General features: G+C 67.3%; 26 protein-coding genes. 9 read left to right on the forward strand and 17 right to left on the reverse strand.

The window, feature by feature from the left end:
• Together M8859_RS33295 and M8859_RS33300 are read left to right on the forward strand one after the other, a co-directional pair.
• Nucleotides 1-232 (forward strand): hypothetical protein (locus tag M8859_RS33295; protein WP_159930099.1); only part of this gene is annotated, 232 nt, incomplete at its 5' end.
• Nucleotides 233-337: 105 nt separating this feature from the next.
• Complete coding sequence (locus tag M8859_RS33300) at nt 338-4,291, forward strand: DNA-directed RNA polymerase subunit beta' (protein WP_159930098.1); 3,954 nt, start codon at nt 338-340, stop codon at nt 4,289-4,291.
• Nucleotides 4,292-4,518: 227 nt separating this feature from the next.
• On the opposite strand, the gene M8859_RS33305 is transcribed toward M8859_RS33300, so the two are convergent.
• The 4 genes from M8859_RS33305 to M8859_RS33320 are packed head-to-tail and all read right to left on the reverse strand — an operon-like array spanning nt 4,519 to nt 6,964.
• Nucleotides 4,519-5,055: a hypothetical protein gene (locus M8859_RS33305; RefSeq protein ID WP_195072122.1), complete on the reverse strand. Its 537-nt coding sequence runs from the start codon at nt 5,053-5,055 to the stop codon at nt 4,519-4,521.
• A gap of 6 nt (nt 5,056-5,061) precedes the next feature.
• Entirely contained in the window at nt 5,062-6,279 is a 1,218-nt protein-coding gene (locus tag M8859_RS33310) for a DUF6973 domain-containing protein (protein WP_159930096.1), read from the reverse strand.
• Entirely contained in the window at nt 6,276-6,572 is a 297-nt protein-coding gene (locus M8859_RS33315; protein WP_159930095.1) for a type VII secretion target, read from the reverse strand. The genes M8859_RS33310 and M8859_RS33315 overlap by 4 nt, the downstream gene beginning before the upstream one ends.
• A complete protein-coding gene (locus tag M8859_RS33320) occupies nt 6,572-6,964 on the reverse strand; it encodes a YbaB/EbfC family nucleoid-associated protein (RefSeq protein ID WP_159930094.1) in 393 nt (130 codons plus the stop codon). Before M8859_RS33320 ends, M8859_RS33315 begins: the two co-directional genes overlap by 1 nt.
• Nucleotides 6,965-7,114: 150 nt before the next feature.
• Between M8859_RS33320 and M8859_RS33325 the strand changes: the two genes are divergently transcribed.
• Nucleotides 7,115-7,591, forward strand: a complete 477-nt coding sequence (locus M8859_RS33325; protein WP_223518947.1) for a PaaI family thioesterase — start codon at nt 7,115-7,117, stop codon at nt 7,589-7,591.
• Nucleotides 7,592-7,788: 197 nt separating this feature from the next.
• On the opposite strand, the gene M8859_RS33330 is transcribed toward M8859_RS33325, so the two are convergent.
• Entirely contained in the window at nt 7,789-8,130 is a 342-nt protein-coding gene (locus M8859_RS33330; protein ID WP_159930093.1) for an aldo/keto reductase, read from the reverse strand.
• A gap of 30 nt (nt 8,131-8,160) precedes the next feature.
• Nucleotides 8,161-8,784 carry a DUF8020 domain-containing protein gene (locus M8859_RS33335; protein WP_195072121.1) on the reverse strand — a complete coding sequence of 208 codons (624 nt, stop codon included), beginning with the start codon at nt 8,782-8,784 and terminating at the stop codon, nt 8,161-8,163.
• 209 nt (nt 8,785-8,993) lie between these two features.
• Here M8859_RS33335 and M8859_RS33340 point away from each other — a divergent pair, with 209 nt between their 5' ends.
• Both M8859_RS33340 and M8859_RS33345 read left to right on the forward strand, forming a co-directional pair.
• The gene (locus M8859_RS33340; protein WP_195072120.1) at nt 8,994-9,326 is read left to right on the forward strand and encodes an ArsR/SmtB family transcription factor; all 333 of its coding nucleotides are present in this window, start codon (nt 8,994-8,996) and stop codon (nt 9,324-9,326) included.
• Entirely contained in the window at nt 9,323-9,799 is a 477-nt protein-coding gene (locus M8859_RS33345) for an SRPBCC family protein (protein WP_195072119.1), read from the forward strand. Before M8859_RS33340 ends, M8859_RS33345 begins: the two co-directional genes overlap by 4 nt.
• Nucleotides 9,800-9,850: 51 nt before the next feature.
• Here the strand turns inward: M8859_RS33345 and M8859_RS33350 are convergent, their stop codons facing one another.
• The 6 genes from M8859_RS33350 to M8859_RS33375 form a co-directional block, all read right to left on the reverse strand.
• Nucleotides 9,851-10,840 (reverse strand): pirin family protein, encoded by a 990-nt coding sequence (locus M8859_RS33350; protein WP_159930089.1) that lies wholly within the window; start codon nt 10,838-10,840, stop codon nt 9,851-9,853.
• Nucleotides 10,837-11,631: an N-acetyltransferase gene (locus M8859_RS33355; protein ID WP_159930088.1), complete on the reverse strand. Its 795-nt coding sequence runs from the start codon at nt 11,629-11,631 to the stop codon at nt 10,837-10,839. Before M8859_RS33355 ends, M8859_RS33350 begins: the two co-directional genes overlap by 4 nt.
• Before the next feature lie 162 nt (nt 11,632-11,793).
• On the reverse strand, nt 11,794-12,087 hold the full coding sequence (locus M8859_RS33360; protein ID WP_195072118.1) for a putative quinol monooxygenase: 294 nt from the start codon (nt 12,085-12,087) through the stop codon (nt 11,794-11,796).
• Nucleotides 12,088-12,108: 21 nt separating this feature from the next.
• Nucleotides 12,109-13,119 (reverse strand): aldo/keto reductase, encoded by a 1,011-nt coding sequence (locus M8859_RS33365; protein ID WP_159930086.1) that lies wholly within the window; start codon nt 13,117-13,119, stop codon nt 12,109-12,111.
• On the reverse strand, nt 13,116-13,574 hold the full coding sequence (locus M8859_RS33370) for a MerR family transcriptional regulator (RefSeq protein WP_159930085.1): 459 nt from the start codon (nt 13,572-13,574) through the stop codon (nt 13,116-13,118). Before M8859_RS33370 ends, M8859_RS33365 begins: the two co-directional genes overlap by 4 nt.
• 214 nt (nt 13,575-13,788) lie before the next feature.
• Nucleotides 13,789-14,160, reverse strand: a complete 372-nt coding sequence (locus M8859_RS33375; protein WP_159930084.1) for a glyoxalase superfamily protein — start codon at nt 14,158-14,160, stop codon at nt 13,789-13,791.
• Between the two features lie 58 nt (nt 14,161-14,218).
• Between M8859_RS33375 and M8859_RS33380 the strand changes: the two genes are divergently transcribed.
• Nucleotides 14,219-14,422 (forward strand): hypothetical protein, encoded by a 204-nt coding sequence (locus M8859_RS33380; RefSeq protein WP_159930083.1) that lies wholly within the window; start codon nt 14,219-14,221, stop codon nt 14,420-14,422.
• 22 nt (nt 14,423-14,444) lie between these two features.
• On the opposite strand, the gene M8859_RS33385 is transcribed toward M8859_RS33380, so the two are convergent.
• Nucleotides 14,445-14,936 carry a SixA phosphatase family protein gene (locus tag M8859_RS33385; RefSeq protein WP_249645462.1) on the reverse strand — a complete coding sequence of 164 codons (492 nt, stop codon included), beginning with the start codon at nt 14,934-14,936 and terminating at the stop codon, nt 14,445-14,447.
• A gap of 182 nt (nt 14,937-15,118) precedes the next feature.
• Here M8859_RS33385 and M8859_RS33390 point away from each other — a divergent pair, with 182 nt between their 5' ends.
• Nucleotides 15,119-16,789 carry an FAD-dependent oxidoreductase gene (locus tag M8859_RS33390; RefSeq protein ID WP_195072116.1) on the forward strand — a complete coding sequence of 557 codons (1,671 nt, stop codon included), beginning with the start codon at nt 15,119-15,121 and terminating at the stop codon, nt 16,787-16,789.
• Nucleotides 16,790-16,886: 97 nt separating this feature from the next.
• On the opposite strand, the gene M8859_RS33395 is transcribed toward M8859_RS33390, so the two are convergent.
• From M8859_RS33395 to M8859_RS33405, 3 genes are all read right to left on the reverse strand, one after another.
• Complete coding sequence (locus M8859_RS33395; RefSeq protein WP_195072115.1) at nt 16,887-17,681, reverse strand: acyl-[acyl-carrier-protein] thioesterase; 795 nt, start codon at nt 17,679-17,681, stop codon at nt 16,887-16,889.
• 230 nt (nt 17,682-17,911) lie between these two features.
• Nucleotides 17,912-19,045, reverse strand: a complete 1,134-nt coding sequence (locus tag M8859_RS33400) for a transglycosylase SLT domain-containing protein (RefSeq protein ID WP_159930080.1) — start codon at nt 19,043-19,045, stop codon at nt 17,912-17,914.
• On the reverse strand, nt 19,042-19,338 hold the full coding sequence (locus M8859_RS33405; RefSeq protein WP_249645463.1) for a type VII secretion target: 297 nt from the start codon (nt 19,336-19,338) through the stop codon (nt 19,042-19,044). Before M8859_RS33405 ends, M8859_RS33400 begins: the two co-directional genes overlap by 4 nt.
• A 178-nt stretch (nt 19,339-19,516) precedes the next feature.
• Between M8859_RS33405 and M8859_RS33410 the strand changes: the two genes are divergently transcribed.
• A complete protein-coding gene (locus M8859_RS33410; protein WP_159930078.1) occupies nt 19,517-20,491 on the forward strand; it encodes an NADPH:quinone oxidoreductase family protein in 975 nt (324 codons plus the stop codon).
• Between the two features lie 22 nt (nt 20,492-20,513).
• The gene (locus M8859_RS33415; protein WP_159930077.1) at nt 20,514-21,626 is read left to right on the forward strand and encodes a winged helix DNA-binding domain-containing protein; all 1,113 of its coding nucleotides are present in this window, start codon (nt 20,514-20,516) and stop codon (nt 21,624-21,626) included.
• A 6-nt stretch (nt 21,627-21,632) separates the two neighbouring features.
• Here the strand turns inward: M8859_RS33415 and M8859_RS33420 are convergent, their stop codons facing one another.
• Nucleotides 21,633-22,154, reverse strand: coding sequence for an Lrp/AsnC family transcriptional regulator (locus M8859_RS33420; RefSeq protein ID WP_249645467.1), 522 nt, complete (start codon nt 22,152-22,154; stop codon nt 21,633-21,635).
• Nucleotides 22,155-22,312 lie beyond the last annotated feature (158 nt).

Raw genomic sequence — 22,312 nt, forward strand, 5'->3', positions numbered from 1 at the left:
CGAGGCGATCGTCAAGGGCGAGAACATTCCGGAGCCGGGCATTCCGGAGTCGTTCAAGGTCTTGCTCAAGGAACTGCAGTCGCTGTGCTTGAACGTGGAGGTGCTGTCGTCCGACGGCGCCGCGATCGAGATGCGCGACGGCGACGACGAGGACTTGGAGCGCGCGGCGGCCAACCTCGGCATCAACCTGTCGAGGAACGAAGCGGCCACCGTCGACGATCTGGCGAACTAGGCGGCCGGCCGGATGCCGCCACGGCGGCATCCGGCCTCCCACCGTGGATTACCCCACTAGTGAACTTTTGCTCGAATTCGACCCGCACAGGGGAAAGGAAGTTACGTGCTAGACGTCAACTTCTTCGATGAACTCCGGATCGGCCTCGCCACCGCCGACGACATCCGTCAGTGGTCCTACGGCGAGGTGAAGAAGCCGGAGACCATCAACTACCGCACGCTCAAGCCGGAAAAGGACGGCCTGTTCTGCGAGAAGATCTTCGGTCCCACCCGGGACTGGGAGTGCTACTGCGGCAAGTACAAGCGCGTCCGCTTCAAGGGCATCATCTGTGAGCGCTGTGGCGTCGAGGTGACTCGCGCCAAGGTGCGCCGCGAGCGTATGGGCCACATCGAGCTGGCCGCTCCGGTCACCCACATCTGGTACTTCAAGGGCGTGCCCTCGCGCCTGGGCTACCTGCTCGACCTGGCGCCGAAGGATCTCGAGAAGATCATCTACTTCGCCGCCTACGTCATCGTGGCTGTCGACGAGGAGCTGCGGCACAACGAGCTGTCCACGCTCGAGGCCGAGATGGAGGTCGAGAAGAAGGCGGTCGCAGACCAGCGTGACGCCGACCTCGAGGCCCGTGCCCAGAAGCTCGAGGCCGACCTGGCCGAGCTGGAGGCCGAAGGCGCCAAGTCCGACGTCCGCCGCAAGGTCAAGGACGGCGGCGAGCGGGAGATGCGCCAGCTGCGCGACCGCGCCCAGCGTGAGCTGGACCGGCTCGAGGAGATCTGGAACACCTTCACCAAGCTGGCGCCCAAGCAGCTCATCGTCGACGAGGTGCTCTACCGCGAGCTGGTCGACCGCTACGGCGAGTACTTCACCGGCGCGATGGGCGCGGAGTCCATCCAGAAGCTGATGGAGAGCTTCGACATCGAGGCCGAGGCCGAGTCGCTGCGCGAGACCATCCGCACCGGCAAGGGCCAGAAGAAGCTGCGCGCGCTCAAGCGGCTCAAGGTCGTCGCGGCCTTCCAGTCCAACGGCAACTCGCCGATGGGCATGGTGCTCGACGCCGTTCCGGTGATCCCGCCGGAGCTGCGCCCGATGGTTCAGCTCGACGGTGGCCGCTTCGCCACCTCCGACCTGAACGACCTGTACCGTCGCGTGATCAACCGCAACAACCGCCTCAAGCGACTGATCGACCTCGGCGCGCCCGAGATCATCGTCAACAACGAGAAGCGGATGCTGCAGGAGTCCGTCGACGCCCTGTTCGACAACGGCCGCCGCGGCCGTCCGGTCACCGGACCGGGCAACCGTCCGCTCAAGTCGCTGTCGGACCTGCTCAAGGGCAAGCAGGGCCGCTTCCGGCAGAACCTGCTCGGTAAGCGCGTCGACTACTCGGGCCGTTCGGTCATCGTCGTCGGTCCGCAGCTGAAGCTGCACCAGTGCGGTCTGCCCAAGCTGATGGCGCTGGAGCTGTTCAAGCCGTTCGTGATGAAGCGCCTGGTCGACCTGAACCACGCGCAGAACATCAAGTCGGCCAAGCGGATGGTGGAGCGGCAGCGGCCGCAGGTGTGGGACGTCCTCGAAGAGGTCATCGCCGAACACCCCGTGCTGCTCAACCGCGCGCCCACCCTGCACCGCCTCGGTATCCAGGCCTTCGAGCCGCAGCTGGTGGAAGGCAAGGCCATCCAGCTGCACCCGCTGGTCTGTGAGGCGTTCAACGCCGACTTCGACGGTGACCAGATGGCCGTGCACCTGCCGCTGTCGGCGGAGGCGCAGGCCGAGGCGCGCATCCTGATGCTGTCGTCGAACAACATCCTGTCGCCCGCGTCGGGCCGGCCGCTGGCCATGCCGCGTCTGGACATGGTGACCGGCCTGTACTACCTGACCCGTCTGGAAGAGGGCGCGAAGGGCTCCTACCAACCGGCCACCAAGGACGGTCCGGAGCAGGGCGTGTACTCCTCGCCCGCCGAGGCGCAGATGGCGGTGGACCGCGGTGAGCTCACCGTGCGTTCGCTGATCAAGGTCCGGCTGACCGACCAGCGTCCGCCGAAGGACGTCGAAGCGCAGCTGTTCCCGGAGGGCTGGCGTCGCGGCGACGCGTGGACCACCGAGACCACGCTGGGCCGGGTGCTGTTCAACGAGTTGCTGCCCGCGGACTACGCGTTCATCAACGAGCAGATGCCGAAGAAGCGTCAGGCGACGATCATCAACGATCTCGCCGAGCGCTACCCGATGATCGTGGTCGCGCAGACCGTCGACAAGCTCAAGGACGCAGGCTTCTACTGGGCCACGCGTTCGGGCGTGACGGTCTCGATGTCCGACGTGCTCGTGCCGCCGGAGAAGGCCGAGATCATGGAGCGCTACGAGGCGCAGTCGGATCAGATCGAGAAGAAGTACCAGCGTGGTGCGCTCGATCACCAGGAGCGCAACAACGCCCTGGTCAAGATCTGGCAGGAGGCGACCGAGGAGGTCGGTAAGGCGCTGCGCGCGCACTACCCGGCCGACAACCCGATCATCACGATCGTCGACTCGGGCGCCACGGGTAACTTCACCCAGACCCGTACCCTCGCCGGTATGAAGGGCCTGGTGACGAACCCGAAGGGTGAGTTCATCCCGCGGCCGATCAAGTCCTCCTTCCGTGAGGGCCTGACGGTTCTGGAGTACTTCATCAACACCCACGGCGCTCGTAAGGGTCTGGCCGACACCGCGCTGCGCACCGCCGACTCGGGTTACCTGACCCGTCGTCTGGTGGACGTCTCGCAGGACGTCATCGTGCGCGAGCACGACTGTGGCACCGAGCGCGGCATCGTGGTGCCGATCGCGGAGAAGCAGCTCGACGGCTCGATCATCCGCGACGCGCACGTGGAGACCTCCACCTACGCGCGCACCCTCGCGGCCGACGCGCTCGACGCGCAGGGCAACGTCATCGTGGCGAAGGGCGCCGACCTCGGTGATCCGGCGCTGGAGGCGCTGCTGGAGGCCGGTATCACCGAGGTGAAGGTCCGCTCCGTGCTGACCTGCACCACCGGCACCGGCGTGTGCGCGACCTGCTACGGCCGCTCGATGGCGACCGGCAAGCTGGTCGACATCGGTGAGGCCGTCGGTATCGTCGCCGCGCAGTCCATCGGTGAGCCCGGTACCCAGTTGACCATGCGTACCTTCCACCAGGGTGGTGTCGCGGGTGACGACATCACCGGCGGTCTGCCCCGCGTGCAGGAGCTGTTCGAGGCGCGCGTGCCCAAGGGCAAGGCGCCCATCGCCGAGGTCTCCGGTCGCGTGCGGCTGGAGGACGACGATCGCTTCTACAAGATCACCATCATCCCGGATGACGGTGGCGAAGAGGTTGTCTACGACAAGCTCTCGAAGCGGCAGCGTCTGCGTGTGTTCAAGCACGACGACGGCACCGAGCGTCTGCTCTCGGACGGTGACCACGTCGAGGTCGGCCAGCAGTTGCTGGAAGGCGCGGCGGATCCGCACGAGGTGCTGCGCATCATGGGCCCCCGTCAGGTGCAGGTCCACCTGGTCCACGAGGTCCAGGAGGTCTACCGCTCGCAGGGTGTGTCGATCCACGACAAGCACATCGAGGTGATCGTGCGCCAGATGCTGCGTCGCGTGACCATCATCGACTCGGGTGCGACGGAGTTCCTGCCCGGCTCGCTCACCGAGCGTGCCGAGTTCGAGGCCGCCAACCGCCGCGTCGTCGCCGAGGGCAACGAGCCCGCGGCGGGTCGCCCGGTGCTGATGGGTATCACCAAGGCGTCGCTGGCCACCGATTCGTGGCTGTCGGCGGCGTCCTTCCAGGAGACCACCCGAGTCCTGACGGACGCGGCGATCAACTGCCGCTCCGACAAGCTCATCGGTCTCAAGGAGAACGTGATCATCGGTAAGCTGATCCCGGCCGGTACCGGTATCAACCGCTACCGCAACATCCAGGTTCAGCCGACCGAGGAAGCCCGTGCCGCCGCGTACGCGGTGCCGTCCTACGACGACACCTACTACAGCCCGGACAGCTTCGGTCAGACCACCGGCGCGGCTGTCCCGCTGGACGACTACGGCTTCAGCGACTACCGCTGATCCGGTCAGCCGTAAGACATTCGGCCCCCGCTCCTTTCTGGAGCGGGGGCCGTTTGTTATTCGTCAGCCGATGTCGGTGTCATGCGGGTAAAGATTGCGCTGTCTCGCCTGCGAACGGCAAGCCGGATTCCTCCGGCTTCCGGCGCATCCACCGAGCGCCCAGGGATGGTTGTAGTCCAGGCGATCCGCCGATCGGCCGAGCACGGGCGGGGGCACCGCGTGGCGAGTCAGGAGGCGGGGCGGAGTTGACCGGCCCAGGGGGTCAGCAGGGTGGTCGGGTAGATCGCATCCTGTCCTCGGAGATCGAAGGCTTGGTCGTGGCCGTAGTACCAGCCCACTGACTGGACGGCCTTGTCATCCTTCAGGAAGAGGTACAAGCCATTAGGTGGGCCGTCTCCGTCGCTGTTGTAGGGTCTGGGAAGACTTTTCCAGCAGTTGCCTGGGGTGTTCGCTCGCCTGTTGAGTTCTTCCGCCGTGATGTTCTGCGGCACGTCGACCATGCGGTCCCAGCCATCGCTCCAACCCGCGGTGCGCGCGATGTCGGCCAGGGTAACGGGTTCGGTACCCGTTGCCGCTTTCATCGCCTCCCGGGTGAACGCGCTGGTCGAACCGAGGTTGTCGACGTTCGTCGACATCGTATATACGTTGTGACAGTTCACTTTTGAATCGGGGCTGTTTCGCTCAGGGAGCAATCCGCAACCCGTGACGACCGATGTGGTCACCATCGCGATCAGAATCGGAATAGTGCTCCGGGCTTTGATCATCGGCTGTCACTTCTTTCCTGGTAGCGGGACTCCGACGCCGGGCGGGGGTCCGGTTTGGGCTTCGGCGACCGCATTGCTCCACGTTATTTGGGCCGGCCTCGTCGTACCGTCGGGGTTCTTGTTCTCGATGACGATCGCGTTGCCGTTGTCGATCTCGTTCCGGATCAGTTCCTTCAACTCGTCCGGCGACGCATCGGGATGGGCGAGCGCGACTTTGCGGCCGAGCTCGTTGTTGTACAGATCCATCGCCTCACGCTGTGGAGTGTTTCCCCCGCTCTTCTCGTGTGCCGTCGCGAACTCTTTCGTCCAGTCCTCGCCGTACTGCTGAGTCATCAACGCGTTCCAATACGCGTGTCGGAAGGCGTCACCTTTGCCGTCGTCAACCGAGGCCGGGAAGACTTCTTTCGCGGTATCCCTGGCGGTTTCCGTGAGCTGCGTATGTTCTATGACGTGCGCGGGGCCCATAGGACTGCTCAGGAGCAGCTTCTTCATCGCATCGATCTCTTCGGATGTCATGAGCGACGGATTGAAGTCGGGTTTGATCAGTCGAATTGCTTCCAGTTCTGTTCCGAGCGGCCACAGCTGGGGCTCCCCTTCCGACACATCCGTTTGATAGTCGGTGAGTATCTTCGCGAGCTTGGGATCGTTCGGCATCAGAGCGACGCCTTGCTTCACCGCGTCGGGCAGCTTCTCGACCAAGCGGACGAAGTTCTCGGCGCCCTCTTGATCGTCACGCTGGATATTTCGTAGCGCACCCTGTATGGCACTGCTCAGCAGAGTGATGGCCAACTCTTTCGCGGCAACGGCGGGACCACCGAAAGGGAAGTACTTCTCGGCTGTCTCCCAGTTGGAGTCGTGGGACAACACCTCGCCGTCTTCCTGCACGAACAGGTTCCAGCGGGAATCCTCGGCTTCCTTCTTCTTCTCTCGAATGGTTCTGATGTTGGCGTCGATGTCATCGCTCAGCGCGCTGATCATCTTGCTCATCTCTTCGAGTACATCTGCGGTGCTGATGCTTTCGTCGCGATCCGTGCGGCCGCGAACGCGTGCTGCGTCTCCGGCCTCGCTGTCGAAGTAGTCCTGGGAGCGGCCGATCTTGTTCTCCGCAGCGATGGCCTCCTGATCGACGCCCTGTGCCGCCGTGAGTACCTTCGTCGCGGTTTCCCTCGCATACTGGAGGTTCCAGGAGAGCACATCGGTGATCGTCAGCAGATCGACACTCATCGCCCGGCCCCGTTCAGATCTGCCGCGCGGTGTTGATCGACGTTCTCATAGGCGGCCGCCTGTCTATCGATTTCGTCGCAGCATTCGCGGAGCCGGCGTGCGTGGTAGTCGATTACCGTGTCCATCGCCTCCAAGACCTCTTCGATCTTGGTGGCGAAGTTGGAGTGAATCATCTGCGGCCGCACCTGTTTGCGGCTGTCCAGCGCGATCGGTGCCTTGCCCGCCAGTGCGTCCGCATTCGTCCGTACGTCCTTCGCCATCTCGCGCATCTTGGCAGGGTCGACGTCGAACATCAGCGCCACCGATCTCGGTCGTGCGGCTCTCGCCACTGATTGTTCTGATACGTGTCGTCGCGTCTGAGATGGGACGGCGTCCACTCCAGTGCAGGCCGACTCGCCGCGAAGTCGTCCCGCTTCGGCGAGTCGTCCGCAGGCGCTTCGAAGATTCGCCTCGCTTCCGCGTTGGCGTTGTCCAACGCTGTGCGATGACGATCGGTGATCAGTGCGGCCAGACGATCGGGGCCGTTCTCCATCGCGTAATCGGCGAGGTAGAGATCGGTGATGCGGCCGTTGACGTCGGTTTCGACGAAGACGCTGCCGTCCGCGGACCGGGCCGAGCCGCGCACTGCCGCGAGTTGCTCGTTGATCTGCTTGATTTCGAGCGCACGCGCGCTGACACCATCCATGGTTCGAGACTCCCCTCCTTGTGCAGCGAACACATTACCTAGCGATCAGCGGGTGGAGAGTCCGACTTCGTCGGCGACTGTATTCCAGTGGACAACTGACGCGGCACCGAGTAGAAAATTAGAACAGGTTGCAGTTTTCGGGTCCGGGAGGTGGCGGTGGACGGCGCGGCGGTGGGGGATCTGGTGGTGGCGGGCTTCCGGAAGCTGGGGTTCATCCAGTACGCGGGGGTCGAGTGGGAAGAGTTCGCGGCGGGGCGGAATGTGGTGTCGATGGTGCCGCGAGCGGAGCATCTGAACCACAACGGAGATCTGCATGCTGCGGTGTTGTTCGGGATGGCGGAGACCGCCGCCATGGGGGCTTCGGTGTCGGGGATCGTGGACCTGATGGGGGATACGTTCATCGTCGCCAAGGACGGGCGGATCGAGTACAAAGCCCGTGCGAAGGGGGATGCGGGACCGTTCCGCGCTACTTCCGCGTTCTCCGCGGAGACCCTCGCGAAGATGCGAGCGGACATCGAGGCCCAAGTGCCGCTGGAACTCGACGTGCCGGTAGACATCACCGACGACACCGGAAAGACCGTGGCCACAGCGTTATTCACCGCCGTGCTCCGTCCCCGCAGAGCCTGATCGCCTGGCGGGTACCTGCTCGCACTAGCGCAGCTCTAGCCTATGGCATTCGAATCGCACCGTTGCCGAGGCGCACCTGGTGTCGGGTCTTCGGACTCGGGACACAGCGAGGGGCCGGTCCGAATCGTCGGTGCGATCCGCCGGACCAGCCTCGGCTCCTCCGGAGCGCGGCTGGGGCATCCGCGCTCCGGCCGACCTCACCGCTCGCTGTCGAGCATCGCCATCTGCGCGGTGGCGTAGCGTTCGCCCGCGACCCGGTCGGCGGGGACCGCCGCCTCGATTGTGGACAGCTCCTCCTCGGTGAGCGAGATATCGAGAGCGTTCACGGCTTCCGCCCAGCGCCGGCGTCGGCGCGTGCCGATGACCGGCACGATGTCCGCTCCACGAGTCAGCACCCAGGCGATGGCCAGTTGCGCCACCGAGGCGTCCTTGCGCGCCGCGATCTCGTCCAGCGCGCGGACCAGTTCGAGATTCCGGTTCAGGTTCTCACCCTGGACGGACGCGGCCGAGAAGCTGGACCTGCTGCGGGTGATCGGCACCCAGCGGCTGGCGTCCGCCGACCAGCCCTACTAGGGGGCGGTCACGTATTCGAGCGCCGCGTCGACCGCGGGCTGCCCGCCGCCGACGACATATCCGGCCAGCGCGCCGATCGCGGCGCCCGCGACCGCGGCGGCGGGCACGGTGATGAAGTCCAACACGAACAGCCCGAGCGGGAATCCGACGACGAAACCGATGGCGGCGCCGATGCCCGCGCCCGCGAGGATGCTCGGCATGGCCTTCTCGGCCTCGGCGTAGAAGCGCTCCTGGGCGGCGACGTCGCGCACCGGTGTTTCGGCCATCGCGATCGGTGCGACGGTGAGCCGGCGGCCCGCGTCCTCGAGCACGGGGCGCAGGGCCACGCGGTGCTCGCCGATGCGCAGCGTCATCGGCAGCGCGGCCACCACCTCGCCGTCGCGGTCGGAGACCGTCACGATCCGGCCGTCGTGAACCGAGGCGAACGTGCCGTCCTGGATGGTCGCCACGGCTGCGCGCCGGTCCTCGGTGGCGGCGACCTCGTAGGCGATCTGATGGAACGATCCGTGCAGGTCGAGTGGCGCGTCGTCGGGCGCGGGCTGCGCGTGCGCGGCGCTCGTGGTGATCGCGGTGGCCGCCAGCGCGGCCATTGTCGTCGCGGTGAAGCGAGAGATCCTCATCGTGCTCTTTCCATGTGCCGCCCCCGTGTCCGGTTCGTCCGAAAAGATACCGCTCGGTGGACCCGATCAGAAGGGGTTGAGTCACAGAGTTTTTCGCGCTGCCCGGCCCGGTCGCCGATGACCGGGCATTCGAGGCGCCGTTTCCGGCTGTGTGGAAAAGCGCGCATTCCCTCTTGACGTCCGCGCCGGCAGGAGCAACACTGAACTAGATGGTTCAGTATGACTTTCTGGATGCCTCCTTCGGGGCGCTCGCGGATCCCACCCGGCGTGGGATCCTGGAACGCCTCGGCCGTGGGTCCGCGACCGTGAGCGAGTTGGCGGAGCGCTTCGAGATGACGCTCACCGGCGTCAAGAAGCACATCCACCTGCTGGAGGCCGCGGGCATGGTGGTCACGGAGAAACGCGGCCGGGTGCGGTACTGCCGCCTCGGTGAGAACGTCTTCGACCGCGAAGTGGCTTGGATGCAGGGCTACCGGCGGATGGTGGAAGCGCGACTGGACCGTCTCGGCGAATTCCTCGAGCGAACGGAGCAGGACCGATGAGCACAACCACGAACGACGCCGTCGTCACGACCGACACCGACCGCACGATCCACATCGAGCGGATCTTCGACGCCCCGCGTGAACGCGTGTGGGAGGCCTACAGCCGGATCGAACTGCTCTCCCAGTGGTGGGCGCGCGGCAACCGGCTGGACATCGAGCGCTGGGAGTTCCGTCCGGGCGGGCACTGGCGCTTCGTCGAGCACTCCGACGAGGGAACCGATGGCTTCGAGGGCCGTTTCCGCGAGGTCACCCCGCAGGAGCGCATCGTGTATTCCTTCGAATGGGACGGCATGCCCGCCCACGTGGCGATCGACAGCGTCAGCTTCCTCGATCTCGGCGACGGCCGCACCAAGGTGGTCACCGACAGTCAGTTCCACACGCCGCAGGAGCGCGACGGGATGCTGCAGTCCGGCATGGAGACCGGGCTCAACGAGAGCTACCGCGCGCTGGATGCCCTGCTCGCGCGCGGCTAGGCCTAAACGCGCTCGCTGCCTCGGTGAGCGGGCTGATCGCACCGTGCGCGATCAGCCCCGGGCCGGGCCGATCCGGCGCTTGCGAGGCTTCAGATGCAGTCCGGGCAGCGGCGGTGCGGGTATGCGCTGCCGCGGCGTATGCCCGGCGATGTCGGCGAATCGGGTGACGTCGTGATTCTCCCAATCGGCCCGGGCGCCGACGATGTCCTCGTGACTGCGGCCGACGAAGTTCCACCACATCACCAGCTCCTCGCCGAACGGCTCGCCGCCGATCAACGCGAAGTGGGCGCCACCGGCACTGCGCAGCCGGAGTTCGTCGCGCTCGGTGCCGAGATACAGCAGCGGCCCCGGCGAGAGTTCGGCGTCCGCGACCGTGACATCGCCCTCGATGGCCAGCACCGCGTGCTCGAAACGAGGGTGCAGCGGCAAAGTCACATCGGATCCCGGCTCGAGCCGCACGTCGGCGCCGACGATCGGTGTGTAGGCGATCGCGGGCGAGGTCGCCCCGGCCAGCGAGCCGATCAGCACGATCGCCCGGAGGCCGGGCGCCTCGACGACCGGCAGTTCCCGGTGCTGCTCGAAGTGCGGGGCGATGCCGGTGCGGTCACCCGGCAGGGCGATCCACAGCTGCAAACCGTGCCCGGCGTGCGCGCCGGGCACGGCGTATTCGGAATGGGCGATACCGCGCCCTGAGGTCATCAGGTTCAGCTGACCGGGTTCGATCTCCACGTCCGAGCCGACCGAGTCGCGATGCCGGATGCGTCCCTCGAACGGCCAGGTCACCGTTTGCAGGCCGATGTGCGGGTGCGGATCGATGTCCGGCGGCGCACCGGTGTTGGTGACCGTCGGTGAGCCGAAGCGGTCCAGGAAGCACCACGCGCCGACGGTCGGCAGGTCGCGCTGCGGTAGCACGCGTTCGACGAAGACGCCGCGCACGCCGCCGAGCGGCACCTCCCGGGCCGGATAACGCTCCGCGACCGGACCGGGCCCCGGCGCGGGTTCACAGAGCGTCTCGGCCGGGCGTGGGTCCAGGTCGCTCACCGGGTGACGCCTTTGCCGATCACGTGCGCGTCGTACTGCGGGTGCTTGTCCAGGTACGCCTTGATGAACGGGCACAGCGGCCGGATCACGCGCTCGCGCTCGACGACGTCTTCGATGGCGTTCTTCGCCAGGACGGAGCCGAGCCCTTTGCCGGAGAACGCGCCGTCGATCTCGGTGTGCGTGAACACCGTCTCGTCGCCGCGTTCCTCGTAGTCGGCGAAGCCCGCCAGCTCTTCGCCGTGGAATACCTCGTAGCGGTGCCGTTCGTCGTTGCGGACGACCTTGGACTCCGAAGCCGATTCGCTCATGGTTCCCTTCTCCTTCCGTGCGCGTACCGGATGCCCGCTGAGAATCGAGACCCGGTTGAACGCGCCGATGGTGGTGGCCACCCAGATGACGACGGACAGCTGATCATCCGTCAGATACCGGCGGGCGGAAGCGTACGCACGCTCGATGACGTTCTCGTCCGGAAGCGTCGCCGTGACTTCCGCGATCGCTAGCACGGCCTGCTCGAACGGGGTGTACGTGCCCCCGCGCCGCCAGCCGGGCAGCACCGCGATCTCCTGCTCGGTGGCCCCGGCGGCCAGCGCGGCCCGGTAGTGCACGTCGAGGCAATACGCGCAGCCGTTGAGCTGGGAGACGCGCAGATTGATCAGTTCGATGATCCGGCGGTCCAGCCCCACCGCCGCCCCGGCGGCCCTGACCTGGCTCGCGACGCTGTTGAGCGCGCGGAACGCGGCCGGCGTCTGCTTGTCGATCCAGACGCGATCGCGGGGCTCATCGGGCTTCATATTCGTGGGATGTTAGTCCTCGCCGGTGAACGGCGCCGACCGGGCCGGTGAAGAAGCGGACTTCGGTCCGGTGAGCGGTTCGTGCCGGATCACCCCCAGCGGCTCGTGTCGCTGCTCGCGGCCCGCGCTTCGGCGCACACCGTACCGGCCGCCGCCGCACCCTCAGGCGATCTCGGCGAACCGCCGCAGTTGGAACGGTTCGACCAGGACGTCCTGCAACGCGGCGGCCAGAGCCTTCAGGTGCGGCGTCTGGAAGTGCGCAGCCAGCGCGTCCGAGTCGGTCCACTCCTCCAGCAGCACCATCCGGCTCGGGTCGGTGGGATGCAGGTAGAGCTCGTAACCGAGGCAGCCTTCCTCCGCCAGCGTCGGTTCGATCACCCCCTGCAGCAGATCCTTCAGTTCAGCTCCGCGACCGGGCTTGGCGGTGAAGCGGACGTTGAGCGTCAACGTCGACATGGGCGTCTCCTATCTCGAGTGCTATTCCCGGCCTGCCGAGGTGAACGACATGTCCGCGTACCGGTTCCCGGCCACGCGGCTCGCGATCGGCTCCAGCGTCGCCAGCTCGTCGGGGGTCAGCGCGATGGTCGCGGCCGCGACGTTCGCCGCGAGCCTGGTCCGGCTGCGGGTGCCGGGGATCGGGACCACCGCGAGATCGCGCACCTTGGCCTGCGCGTGCACCCACGCCAGCGCCACCTGCGCCAACGTGATGCCGCGGGCTTCGGCGATATCCCGCAGCGGGCCGAGCAGCTCGGCGTTGCGTGCCGCGTTCTCGCCGGAGAAGCGGGGCATGGAGGACCGGAAATCCCGCGCGTCGGTGGAACCGGTGAACGATCCGGTGAGCAAACCGCGACCCAGCGGTGAGTACGGCACGAACGCCACGCCCAGCTCCGCGGCCGCGGGCACCACCGTGCGCTCCACGTCCCGGGAGAACAGCGACCACTCCGACTGCACGGCGGCGATCGGATGCACGGCGTGCGCCGCACGCAGTTCGGCTCCGGTCACCTCGGACAGACCCAGGGCCCGTACCTTGCCCGCCCGCACCAATTCCGCCATCGCCCCGACGGTGTCCTCGATCGGCACGCCGGGATCCTTGCGATGCATGTAATACAGATCGATGGTGTCGATGCGGAGCCTGCGCAGGCTGGCCTCCACCGCGCCGCGGATGTAGGCGGGGGAGTTGTCGAAGCCCCGGTAGGACGGATCCTCGGGCTTGCGGACGATGCCGAACTTGGTGGCGAGCACCACCCGGTCGCGCTCGGCGTTCACGAAATCGCTCAGGAATTCCTCGTTGTGGCCGAAGCCGTACACATCGGCGGTGTCGAACAGCGTGACACCCAGCTCCAGCGCGCGATCCAGGGTCGCTCGGGACTCGGTGAGATCGCTGGGCCCGTAGAACTCGCTCATGCCCATGCAACCCAGGCCCTGCGTCCCCACCGGGATGCCGCCGGGGCCCAGCGTAGTGGTGGGAAGCCTGTCGGCCGTCGTCATAGCGTGATCCCTTCGCTGTCGTGCGCGGTGACCGTGGCCTGCGGGACGTGCTCGAGTTTGCCCTCGTACAGGGTGATCTTGTAGTCCAGCACGGCCAGGGTCTGACGAAGTTCATCGATCTTGGCGAGCACTTCGGCGCGGGTGTCCCGGAACATCTCCAGCCGCTGCGGGAGCGTGACGTCTCCGGCCCGTACCAGCTCGGCGTAGCGCACCATGTCCGCCACCGACATGCCGGTCGTGCGCAGCCGCCCGATCAGCGCCAGCCACTCCAGATCCCGATCGCTGAACCGCCGCTTGCCGGTGTGGTCCCGGCCGATGTAGTCCATCAGCCCGATCCGCTCGTACCAGCGCAGCGTGTCCCGGCTCAGCCCCGAGCGCTCGGACACCTCGCCGATCGAATACCGCGGCTGCTCCCTGTCCTCGCTCACACTCGTGTGCGATGCCGTCTCGCTCACGACCGCACCTCGCCGTCGCTCGGCTCCGTCGTGCGCGACGACGCGCTGTGTTCTCGGTCCACTCGCCGACGCTCGCTCACTGCACTCGCCCTTCCCGTTGAACAACGACGACGCTAGTCACCTGGAGTGCACTCCAAGCAAGAGGTGTGTCGGTTTTCCAGCCCCGGCACCCCAGCGCTGCGCGGTCGGGGATTCGGGGCGGAGGGATCGTCCGTCAGCTGTCGTAGGTGGGCAGCTGCTGGACCGCCCATTTGTTGCCGTCCGGATCGGCGAAGAAGGTGAACAGGCCCCAGCCGAGGTCCTGGACCGGAGTGGCGTCCACACCGGCGGCGATCAGCTGCTGATAGGCGTCCTCGGCGCTGGAGACCACCATCTGCATGCCCTGCACGCTGCCGGGCGCTGCCTCGGTGATGCCCTCGCCGAGGCAGATGGAACAACCGGAGCCGGGTGGGGTCAGCTGCACGAAGCGCATGTTCTCATCGACCCTGTGGTCGTGATCGGCCTGGAAACCGATCTTGGTGTAGAAGTCCTTGGCGCGGTCGACATCGGTTACCGGGATGGCGACGAGCTCGATTTTCCAATCCATCCGCCGAGCATTCCACCCTGCGCCGACAAAGTCCCGGATTCCGGCCTACGCTGGGAACATGCCTGGAAAGGACATAGACCGGATCAGGGCTCGTTCAGCCTGGGCGACGGTCAAGGAAAGCCCCGTGATCGCCGCCGTCGCGATCGCGCCGTTCGCCGTCGCGCTCGGTGTGGTGTGGTGGTTGTTCGGTGGTCTGGCCGCGTTCGCGCTCCTGCTCGTCCTCGGTGCGGTCGTCGTGGTCGGCGGCAAATTTCTGCGCTGACCGCGCGTTCCTCACCGCGTGGTCAGCGCGGAATGTGGAAATGCGCCAGTTCCCCGGTTCCCGGGTCGACATCCGTCCAAGGGCGGTCGAAGCGCAGCACGGCGAGCGCCGAGGTCGGGAACTTGCGGCTGAGTTCGACGGCGGGAGGCGCGTCGCGATTGCTCGCCAATTCCCAAGCCGTCCACGGCATGCCGGGAGCGTGCCCGATCACCAGCAGCGTCGCCACGTCGTCGTCGCCGAGCCGGACCAGCTCGATCAGAGTCTCCGGCGTGGCCTCGTAGATCCCGGCTTCGAAGACGACCGGCGCGGTGACACCCGTTGCGGCCAACGTCTGTCTGGTCCTGATGGCGGTGGAACAGCGCACGGCGTCGATCGGCGGCTGGGTCTCACGCAACCATCGACCCGCCAGCCCGGCTTCGCGCACGCCGCGCGGCGCGAGCGGTCGCTCGTGGTCGTCGACGCCCTCCGGATACGCCGATTTGCCGTGCCGCATGAGGATCAGAGTCCGCGCCATGGAGATACGGTAAGGCCTCCAGGCGAGAGGTCTCGACCACACTCGAGGCAAACTGAAAGCGGCATCACATCACGGGCGGCTGCGGGCGATCCTCGCGGTGGACGTGACGGACGCCGCTCATCTGTCCACCACAACCCCATGGGTGGCCACGGCCCACGTACTTCTTCGAGGATCAGCACAATATGGCCTACGTAATCACGCAGCGTTGTTGCAACGACGCCAGCTGCGTCTCCGAGTGCCCGGTCGACTGCATCCGTCCCACCCCGGACCAGCCGGAGTTCGCGACGACCGAGATGCTCTACATCGACCCCGACACCTGTATCGACTGCGGAGCCTGTGTCGACGCGTGCCCGGTGGAGGCCATCTTCTCCGAGGACGACCTGACCGCTTCGCTGGCGCGATTCCGCGACATCAATGCCGCCTACTTCCAACGGCATCCACTGGAATCGAACTTCGATCCGATCGTCACGCCCTCGCGTCCGCCGAAGGAGCTGGGCACCCTGCGCGTCGCGATCGTCGGCGCGGGGCCCGCGGCCTGCTACGCGGCCGACGAGCTGCTGCGCAGGGCCGACGTGGAGATCGAGATGTTCGACCGGCTGCCGACGCCGTGGGGCCTGGTCCGGGCGGGCGTGGCTCCCGACCACCCCGGCACCAAGACGGTCTCGAGCATGTTCGAGTCCGCCTTCCGCCGCGACACGCTGCAGTACTACCTCAACGTCGAAGTCGGCACGCACATCTCACACGAGGAACTGCTGCGCCACCATCACGCCGTGATCTACGCGGTCGGCGCTTCGAGCGACCGCAGGATGGGCATCCCGGGGGAGGATCTGCCGGGCAGCCATTCCGCCACCGAGTTCGTCGCTTGGTACAACGGCCACCCCGACTTCGCCGACCGGACCTTCGATCTGTCCGGCGAACGGGCCGTGATCGTCGGCAACGGCAACGTCGCGCTGGACGTGGCGCGCGTGCTGACCGTCGACCCGGACGAACTCGCCAAGACCGACATCGCCGATCACGCGCTGGACGCACTGCGGCAGAGCAATATTCGCGAAGTCGTCGTGCTCGGCAGGCGCGGCCCGCTCCAGGCGGCCTACACCTCGCCGGAGTTCCTCGCGCTCGCGCATCTGAAGGGCGTCGACGTCGTCGTGGACGAGGACGACCTGGCGCTGGACCATGCCAGCCAGGCGATCGTGGACGACCCGGAGATCGAGCCGTCGCTGGCGTTGAAGTACACCCTGGCCAAGGAGTACGCCGGCGGTCGCAGGGCGGAGGGGAACAAGCGGATCGTGTTCCGTTACCTGACCTCGCCCGTCGCGCTCACCGGCGCCGAGCGGGTCGAGTCGGTCGAGATCGCGCACAACGAACTGTTCGAGGAGGGCGGTCAGCTCGTCGCGCGCGCGACCGGACGCACCGAGAGCATCGACGCATCGCTGGTGCTGCGGTCCATCGGCTACCGCGGCGAGCGGGTCGGCGAGCTGCCGTTCGACGAGCGGCGCGGCGTCGTGCCGAACGAGCACGGCCGGGTCGTCGGCGACGACGGTATGCCGCTGACCGGCGTGTATGTCAGCGGGTGGATCAAGCGGGGGCCACGCGGGGTCATCGGTTCGAACCGGATCGACTCCGAGGAGACGGTGGAGTTGCTGCTCGCCGACTTCACCGCGGGCAAACTGGCGCCGCCGCAAGCCGACCGCGCCGCGTTGCGGGCGCTGCTGGCCGAACGTCAGGCCGATCTGGTGGACCGGGCGGGCTGGCGAGCGATCGACCAGGCGGAGAAGTCCGCGGGCAAGCCCGCAGGCCGCCCCCGGGTCAAGTTCACCACCCGCGAAGACCTGCTCAAAGCCGCGCGCGGCTGACGATCGGATGTCCGGTCGGATCGTCCGAGATCCGGCCGGGCCGCCGTCTGACGACGCCCACCAGTACGGCCTGAAGACTCGCCAGAGGCGGGCGAGCCTAGAAATTCGCAGTGGCGGGGGAGCCGGGCAGCGGCATGATGCGGACCACCGTCGTGGTGGTTCCGCCGACCACGAACCACAGCCGTAGCACCGGCTGCCCGGTCCGGTCACCGGGCTCGTACCGGCTGCGCACGCTCACGTGCTGGCGTGCCAGCACCGGCGCCACGTATTCGATCACCGCGCGGTGCGGGCCCGCGAGCAGCTTGGGATATTCGACGAGGAACTGTTCCACCGCCTGCCAGTAACAAGCGTTGTTGACGTGGTTGTACTGGTCGATATCGGTGGCGCGCACGGGGAACGGCAGGTCGGTGTCCGACTCCGGCGGCGTGGCGTCGGTCAGGTACGGCCGCCACCGCAGGCGGTGTTCGCTGGAAGTGCGCGCGAGATAGGCGAGGCCCTCGTCGCTGATTCGCGCGGGCATGCCGGTGGACTCGCTGATATTGATCCAGAAACCCTCGGTCTCGATCAGGCCGCCGTTTCCGCTGGTGATCCGGACGCGCATATTCGTCCACCGGGTCGACATCGCCGAGCACCAGCGCAGCAGCCGCACCTCGTCGGGCCACAGGATCGGCCGGATGACATCGATGACCGTCCGGCGGACGATCCAGTTCGGGTCGGTTCGGTGGAAGAAGGTCTTATGCAGGTTTTCCCAGGCGATATCTTGCAGGTAGCGGGCGACGGCATCGAACCGCAACCGGTCGTAGGGATCCACATCGCCAGCCCGGACGGGCCACGCCGAAGCAAAGCCCATGCCCTCCTGGGGAAGCGGGGCGAGTGGCTGATCGAGTGACACTTGTGCTCCTCGCGCTGCACGGTGTGCCGCGTTTCTTCATGCGGTGCTGTTGTGACGACTTTACGGGGCGTACGTCACACCCTCGCGTCGAGCCGTCCGTACCTCCTTAATAGTCCGCCCACCGGGGCATGGGCCAGCAACAATCGGGTCTTGCGTTCAGCATCCCGGGACGAGTCGGTCGGTCGGCGGGAGCGCCGGCTCGGCGGCCGCAGGTCATCGCTGTGAACGGCTCAGTACCCCTGGTATGCCCCGCCCGAGTTCACGGCGGCGACACCGGGCACGTTGCCCAGCGACCCGTAACGGTCGATCGAGTACCGCACTCCGGCGATGATGTTGTCGACCGGGTTCCAGATGTCGTCGTGTCCGGGCGCCTTGTAAGCGTTGAACGTGCTGTCGATGGTCTGCATCAGCCCCTTCGACGGATGTCCGGCCACCCAGTTGCTGTCCCAGCGGTTCTCCGCGTACGGATTGCCCGCGGATTCGTGCTGGATGATCAGCGCGATGGCACGCTCGTCGATGGTCGCTGGGTCGTATCCCATCGCGATGAGCTTCTGCTTCGCCTCGGCGATCCACCGCGCGACGTCACCGCTGGGCAGCGGACCGGTCGGCGCGGACGAACTCGGCCCACCTTGGTACGGCGTGCCCGACGATGTGCCGTACGACGACCCGGAGTCGTTGTGCCCGGACATCAGCCGGCTCGGCCGGTCCGACGAAGGGGCGGCGACCGGGGCGCCCGAGGTCGCGGCCGGTGCGGTGGCGGCGGGCGTCGTGGGGGCCGTGGGTACGTTCGCGCTCGGTTCGCCGAGCCCGGCGAACGCCGCCTCCAACTTCCCGGCCGCCCCCTCGACCTGGGTTCTGGCCTGGGCGGCCACGTCCTCGGCGGTCTTGAGAGCGTTGGTCAGCTCCCACGTGCGAGAGGCCGCTTGCAGCGCTTCCTGGAACACCAGCCCGTCGATGTCGGCCTTGTCCGCGTGCGCGCGGAGGTAGTCGATTCGCGTCTTGGCACCCACGGTGCCGTCGGGCGCGACATCGAAGGGCGGTGTCTGGTTCAGCGCGTCGTCCCGCAGGCTCAACACCTTGGCTTTGGCGTCGGCGAGGTTCTGCACCTGGGTGGTGAGCGCGGTCTTCAGTTCGAGCAAAGCTGCGCTCACGGCCGACGCGCGGGTCTTCTCGGTCTGCATCCTGGCGTTCGCGGCGTCGCCCGCTGTGCCGGACCACTTTTTCGCGTCGGCCAGGGCTTTGGTGTCATCCGCGCCCTTGCCGACCGCGGTGTCCAGCCCCTGCGAGATGCGTTCGGCCAGCCCGCCCGCCGCCGAAAGGCGCTCCGGCTGCCAGTTCTCGACATCGGGGATGGTGAGCGTCATGGCAGCTGGAGTCCGATGGTGCGAAGCTCGGCCGCGAAGTCGTCCTCCGCCAGCTCGTAATTGCCCGCCGCGTTGTGCAGGTTGTCCGCGATCGTGGTGAGCCGGGACCCGATCCGCTCCAGGCACCGGTGCACGGCGTCGTTCGCGCGCTGGGCCACCGGGCCGAAATCGGTGCCGGGCAGCGCCCCGACGACGGCGGCGAGGTCCTCCCCGGCGCCGAGGTCCACGACCGACGTAGCCTCCGTGCGCAGCGTCTGCGCGAACGAGCGCAGCGCCGTGGGATCGACTTGCATCGTCGCAGCTTGCGGCTGGTTTTGCTCGACCATTAATCCCCCTTCCCTCCCGACCGCGAGGTCGCGGCCAGCATAGCAAAATCGGGTGTCGGGCCGGGCGTCCTCGGGCGGCGCCCGTTATGTTGTCGGTGTGGCGCCGGCGTGGATCGTGCCGGTGCGAGGACAGAGAGGTCAGCACATGCGCGCAGCCCAGGTCGACAAGCTGGAAGGACCGCAAGCGGTTCGGATCGTGGAGATTCCGGAGCCCGCGTCCTACCCGGGGGGCGTCGTGATCGACGTGCACGCGGCGGGCGTGGCCTTTCCGGACGTGCTCATGACGCGCGGCCTCTACCAGATGAAGCCGGAGTTGCCGTTCGTCGTCGGCGGCGAGGTCGCGGGCATCGTCCGGGAAGCTCCCGAGGGCGCGCACGTGCGCCCCGGTGACCGGGTCGTCGCGCTGACCATGCTCGGCAACGCCATGGCCGAGACGGCCGTCACGCCCGCGCAGATGGTCTTCCGGCTGCCCGACAACGTCTCCCTGGAGGCGGGCGCCGGCATCCTGTTCAACGACCTGACCGTGCACTTCTGCCTGCGCACGCGAGGCAGGCTGGCGGAGGGCGAGACGGTGCTGGTGCACGGCGCCGCGGGCGGCATCGGCACCTCGACGCTGCGGATGGCGGCCGCGCTCGGGGCGGGCCGGGTGGTCGCCGTGGTGAGCACCGAGGAGAAGGCCGAGGTCGCGCGCGCCAACGGCGCCACCGACGTGGTGCTCACCGACGGCTGGCTCGCGGCGGTGAAGGAACTGACCGGCGGTCGCGGCGTCGACATCGTGCTCGACCCGGTCGGCGGCGACCGTTTCACCGACAGCGTTCGTTCGCTCGCTTCGGCGGGCCGATTGCTTGTCGTCGGCTTCACCGCGGGGGAGATCCCCACCGTCAAGGTCAACCGGTTGCTGCTGAAGAACGTCGAGGTGACCGGCGCGGCCTGGGGCGAATGGGTGATGTCGCACCCGGGCTACCTGCAGGAGCAATGGGCCGAGGTGGAGCCGCTGCTGGCTTCCGGCAAGATCGCGCCGCCGGAGCCGGTGCTGTACCCGCTGGACAAGGCCGCCGATGCCGTCGCCTCGCTGGAGAACCGGACGGCCACCGGCAAGGTCGTGGTCACGCTGCGCTGAGACGTCTCGACAAGCCCGCGTCATGAAATTGTCCAATCGGGTCCTGAACCGGACCCTGCTGGCTCGCCAGCATCTGCTCGAGCGCTCACGGCTGAGTGTGCACGAGATGTGCGAGCACCTCGTCGGATTACAGGCGCAGGATTCGCCGCCGCCGTTCGTCGGATTGTGGAGCCGCGTCGCGGCCTTCGATCCGGCGACGGTGTCGGACGCGCTGGAGGATCGTTCCCTGGTCCGGATCACTCTGATGCGGGGGACCATCCATATGGTCACCCCGCCGGACGCGTTGCGGATCGCACCACACGTGCAGCCGGAACTGGAGAAAGCGCCCTTCCGCAAGGGCTTCAACTACGGCGCCATGGTCGGATTGGATCCGGATGAGGTGCGCAGCAACGGCGAGGCGGTGCTCGGCGACGAGCCGATGTCCGCCGCGGACCTGCGTGCCCGCGCCGCCGAGCTGTATCCCGACCGCGACCCCGGCGCGGTGTTGCAGACCTGGCTGTATCAACTGCCGGTGTTGCAGACGCCGCCGCGCGGGAAGTGGAAAGACAACAGCAGGCCGATCTGGTCGCGGGTCGAGCCCTGGCTCGGCGCACCCCTGGATCCCACCTATCCCTTGGCCGAGTTGCTCTTCCGCTATCTGCGTGCTTTCGGCCCGGCCAGCACGATGGACATGCAGACCTGGTCGAGGCTGCTCGGCATGAAGCGGGCGGTGGCGCAACTCGGGGATCGGGTGCGCACCTACACCGACGAGCGCGGCCGCACGCTCTACGACGTGGCCGACGCCGAATTGGCCGATCCGGACGCGCCCGCTCCGGTGCGGCTGCTCGGCTGGTACGACAACGCCCTGCTGTCGCACCAGGACCGAACGCGGATCGTGCCCGACGGCACGGCCCCTCCGCTGCGCTCCTTCGCCGCTCAGGTCTCCCCGGTGCTGATCGACGGGTTCCTCTCCGGTCTGTACAAGGTCTTCGTGACCGCCGAGTCCGCGCGGCTGCGCATCAGTCCGACCCGGACCTGGACGAACGCCGAGCGCGCCGAGGTGGAGGCGGAGGCGCACGCTCTGCTCGCCTTCCTGGAGGCGGGCAAGCAGGGGAGTGTCGAAATCCTCGACGTGCACGCCGACCTGCGCCCCTGAACTCCGCTACGGCTCGCGGGCCGCGCGGTATGCGGGGGCCTTGGTGGTTCCGGAGGGGCTCAGCGTGCGCAACAGGGGCAGCGCCCGGCGCGACACCACGGTGGACAGCACGATGACGCTGTGCGAGCGCACCACGGAGGAGGTCCGGTCGATGCTCAGCAGAACGGCCTGCAATCCGGCGTGCGAGTCCGCTCCGATCCGGCACAGCACGTCGCCGGAGCCGGTGGTGGCGTAAGCCTCCAGCACGCCGGGGATGGCGTCGAGTTCGGCCGCCACCGTGTCCAGCGCGCCCTGGGCGATCTCCAGCGTGACGAACGCCTGCACGTCGAACCCCGCCGCGGTGACATCGATCTGCGGGTCGTAGGAGGCGATCACGCCGGACTCCTCCATGCGCGAGATCCGGGATTGCACCGTTGCCCTGGCGACTTTGGTCCGCCTGGACAGTTCGAGAATGCCCGCCTTCTGGTACTCGTGCATCGCGGTGAGGATGGCGAGATCGAGTTCGTCGAGCTTCGCCGGTGTGCGCATCATGGCGGCCTCCGTTCGAGCGCCGGGGCGGGCTCGCTGCCCGACCCATCGAAGCTATTCAAATTGTCCAGCATCACCTGCCGGTTGCTAGCCGAATTCGCCACACTGCCTATCGAGAATCGACGCTGTTGCCTACTCGGCTGACCCGGCGATTTCCT

It is taken from the genome of Nocardia sputi, assembly GCF_023501985.1.

Bases quoted from the DNA above. Each gene is read 5' to 3' on its own strand.
- M8859_RS33410 (WP_159930078.1), top strand. From the start codon at position 19,517: ATGCGCGCAGCCCAGGTCGACAAGCTGGAAGGACCGCAAGCGGTTCGG.
- M8859_RS33345 (WP_195072119.1), top strand. From the start codon at position 9,323: ATGAGCACAACCACGAACGACGCCGTCGTCACGACCGACACCGACCGC.
- M8859_RS33315 (WP_159930095.1), bottom strand. From the start codon at position 6,572: ATGTTCGACGTCGACCCTGCCAAGATGCGCGAGATGGCGAAGGACGTA.
- M8859_RS33355 (WP_159930088.1), bottom strand. From the start codon at position 11,631: ATGAAGCCCGATGAGCCCCGCGATCGCGTCTGGATCGACAAGCAGACG.
- M8859_RS33385 (WP_249645462.1), bottom strand. From the start codon at position 14,936: ATGGCGCGGACTCTGATCCTCATGCGGCACGGCAAATCGGCGTATCCG.
- M8859_RS33310 (WP_159930096.1), bottom strand. From the start codon at position 6,279: ATGAGTGTCGATCTGCTGACGATCACCGATGTGCTCTCCTGGAACCTC.
- M8859_RS33400 (WP_159930080.1), bottom strand. From the start codon at position 19,045: ATGACGCTCACCATCCCCGATGTCGAGAACTGGCAGCCGGAGCGCCTT.
- M8859_RS33390 (WP_195072116.1), top strand. From the start codon at position 15,119: ATGGCCTACGTAATCACGCAGCGTTGTTGCAACGACGCCAGCTGCGTC.
- M8859_RS33305 (WP_195072122.1), bottom strand. From the start codon at position 5,055: ATGATCAAAGCCCGGAGCACTATTCCGATTCTGATCGCGATGGTGACC.
- M8859_RS33360 (WP_195072118.1), bottom strand. From the start codon at position 12,087: ATGTCGACGTTGACGCTCAACGTCCGCTTCACCGCCAAGCCCGGTCGC.
- M8859_RS33415 (WP_159930077.1), top strand. From the start codon at position 20,514: ATGAAATTGTCCAATCGGGTCCTGAACCGGACCCTGCTGGCTCGCCAG.
- M8859_RS33420 (WP_249645467.1), bottom strand. From the start codon at position 22,154: ATGCGCACACCGGCGAAGCTCGACGAACTCGATCTCGCCATCCTCACC.
- M8859_RS33365 (WP_159930086.1), bottom strand. From the start codon at position 13,119: ATGACGACGGCCGACAGGCTTCCCACCACTACGCTGGGCCCCGGCGGC.
- M8859_RS33320 (WP_159930094.1), bottom strand. From the start codon at position 6,964: ATGGATGGTGTCAGCGCGCGTGCGCTCGAAATCAAGCAGATCAACGAG.
- M8859_RS33380 (WP_159930083.1), top strand. From the start codon at position 14,219: ATGCCTGGAAAGGACATAGACCGGATCAGGGCTCGTTCAGCCTGGGCG.
- M8859_RS33375 (WP_159930084.1), bottom strand. From the start codon at position 14,160: ATGGATTGGAAAATCGAGCTCGTCGCCATCCCGGTAACCGATGTCGAC.
- M8859_RS33340 (WP_195072120.1), top strand. From the start codon at position 8,994: ATGGTTCAGTATGACTTTCTGGATGCCTCCTTCGGGGCGCTCGCGGAT.
- M8859_RS33335 (WP_195072121.1), bottom strand. From the start codon at position 8,784: ATGAGGATCTCTCGCTTCACCGCGACGACAATGGCCGCGCTGGCGGCC.
- M8859_RS33405 (WP_249645463.1), bottom strand. From the start codon at position 19,338: ATGCAAGTCGATCCCACGGCGCTGCGCTCGTTCGCGCAGACGCTGCGC.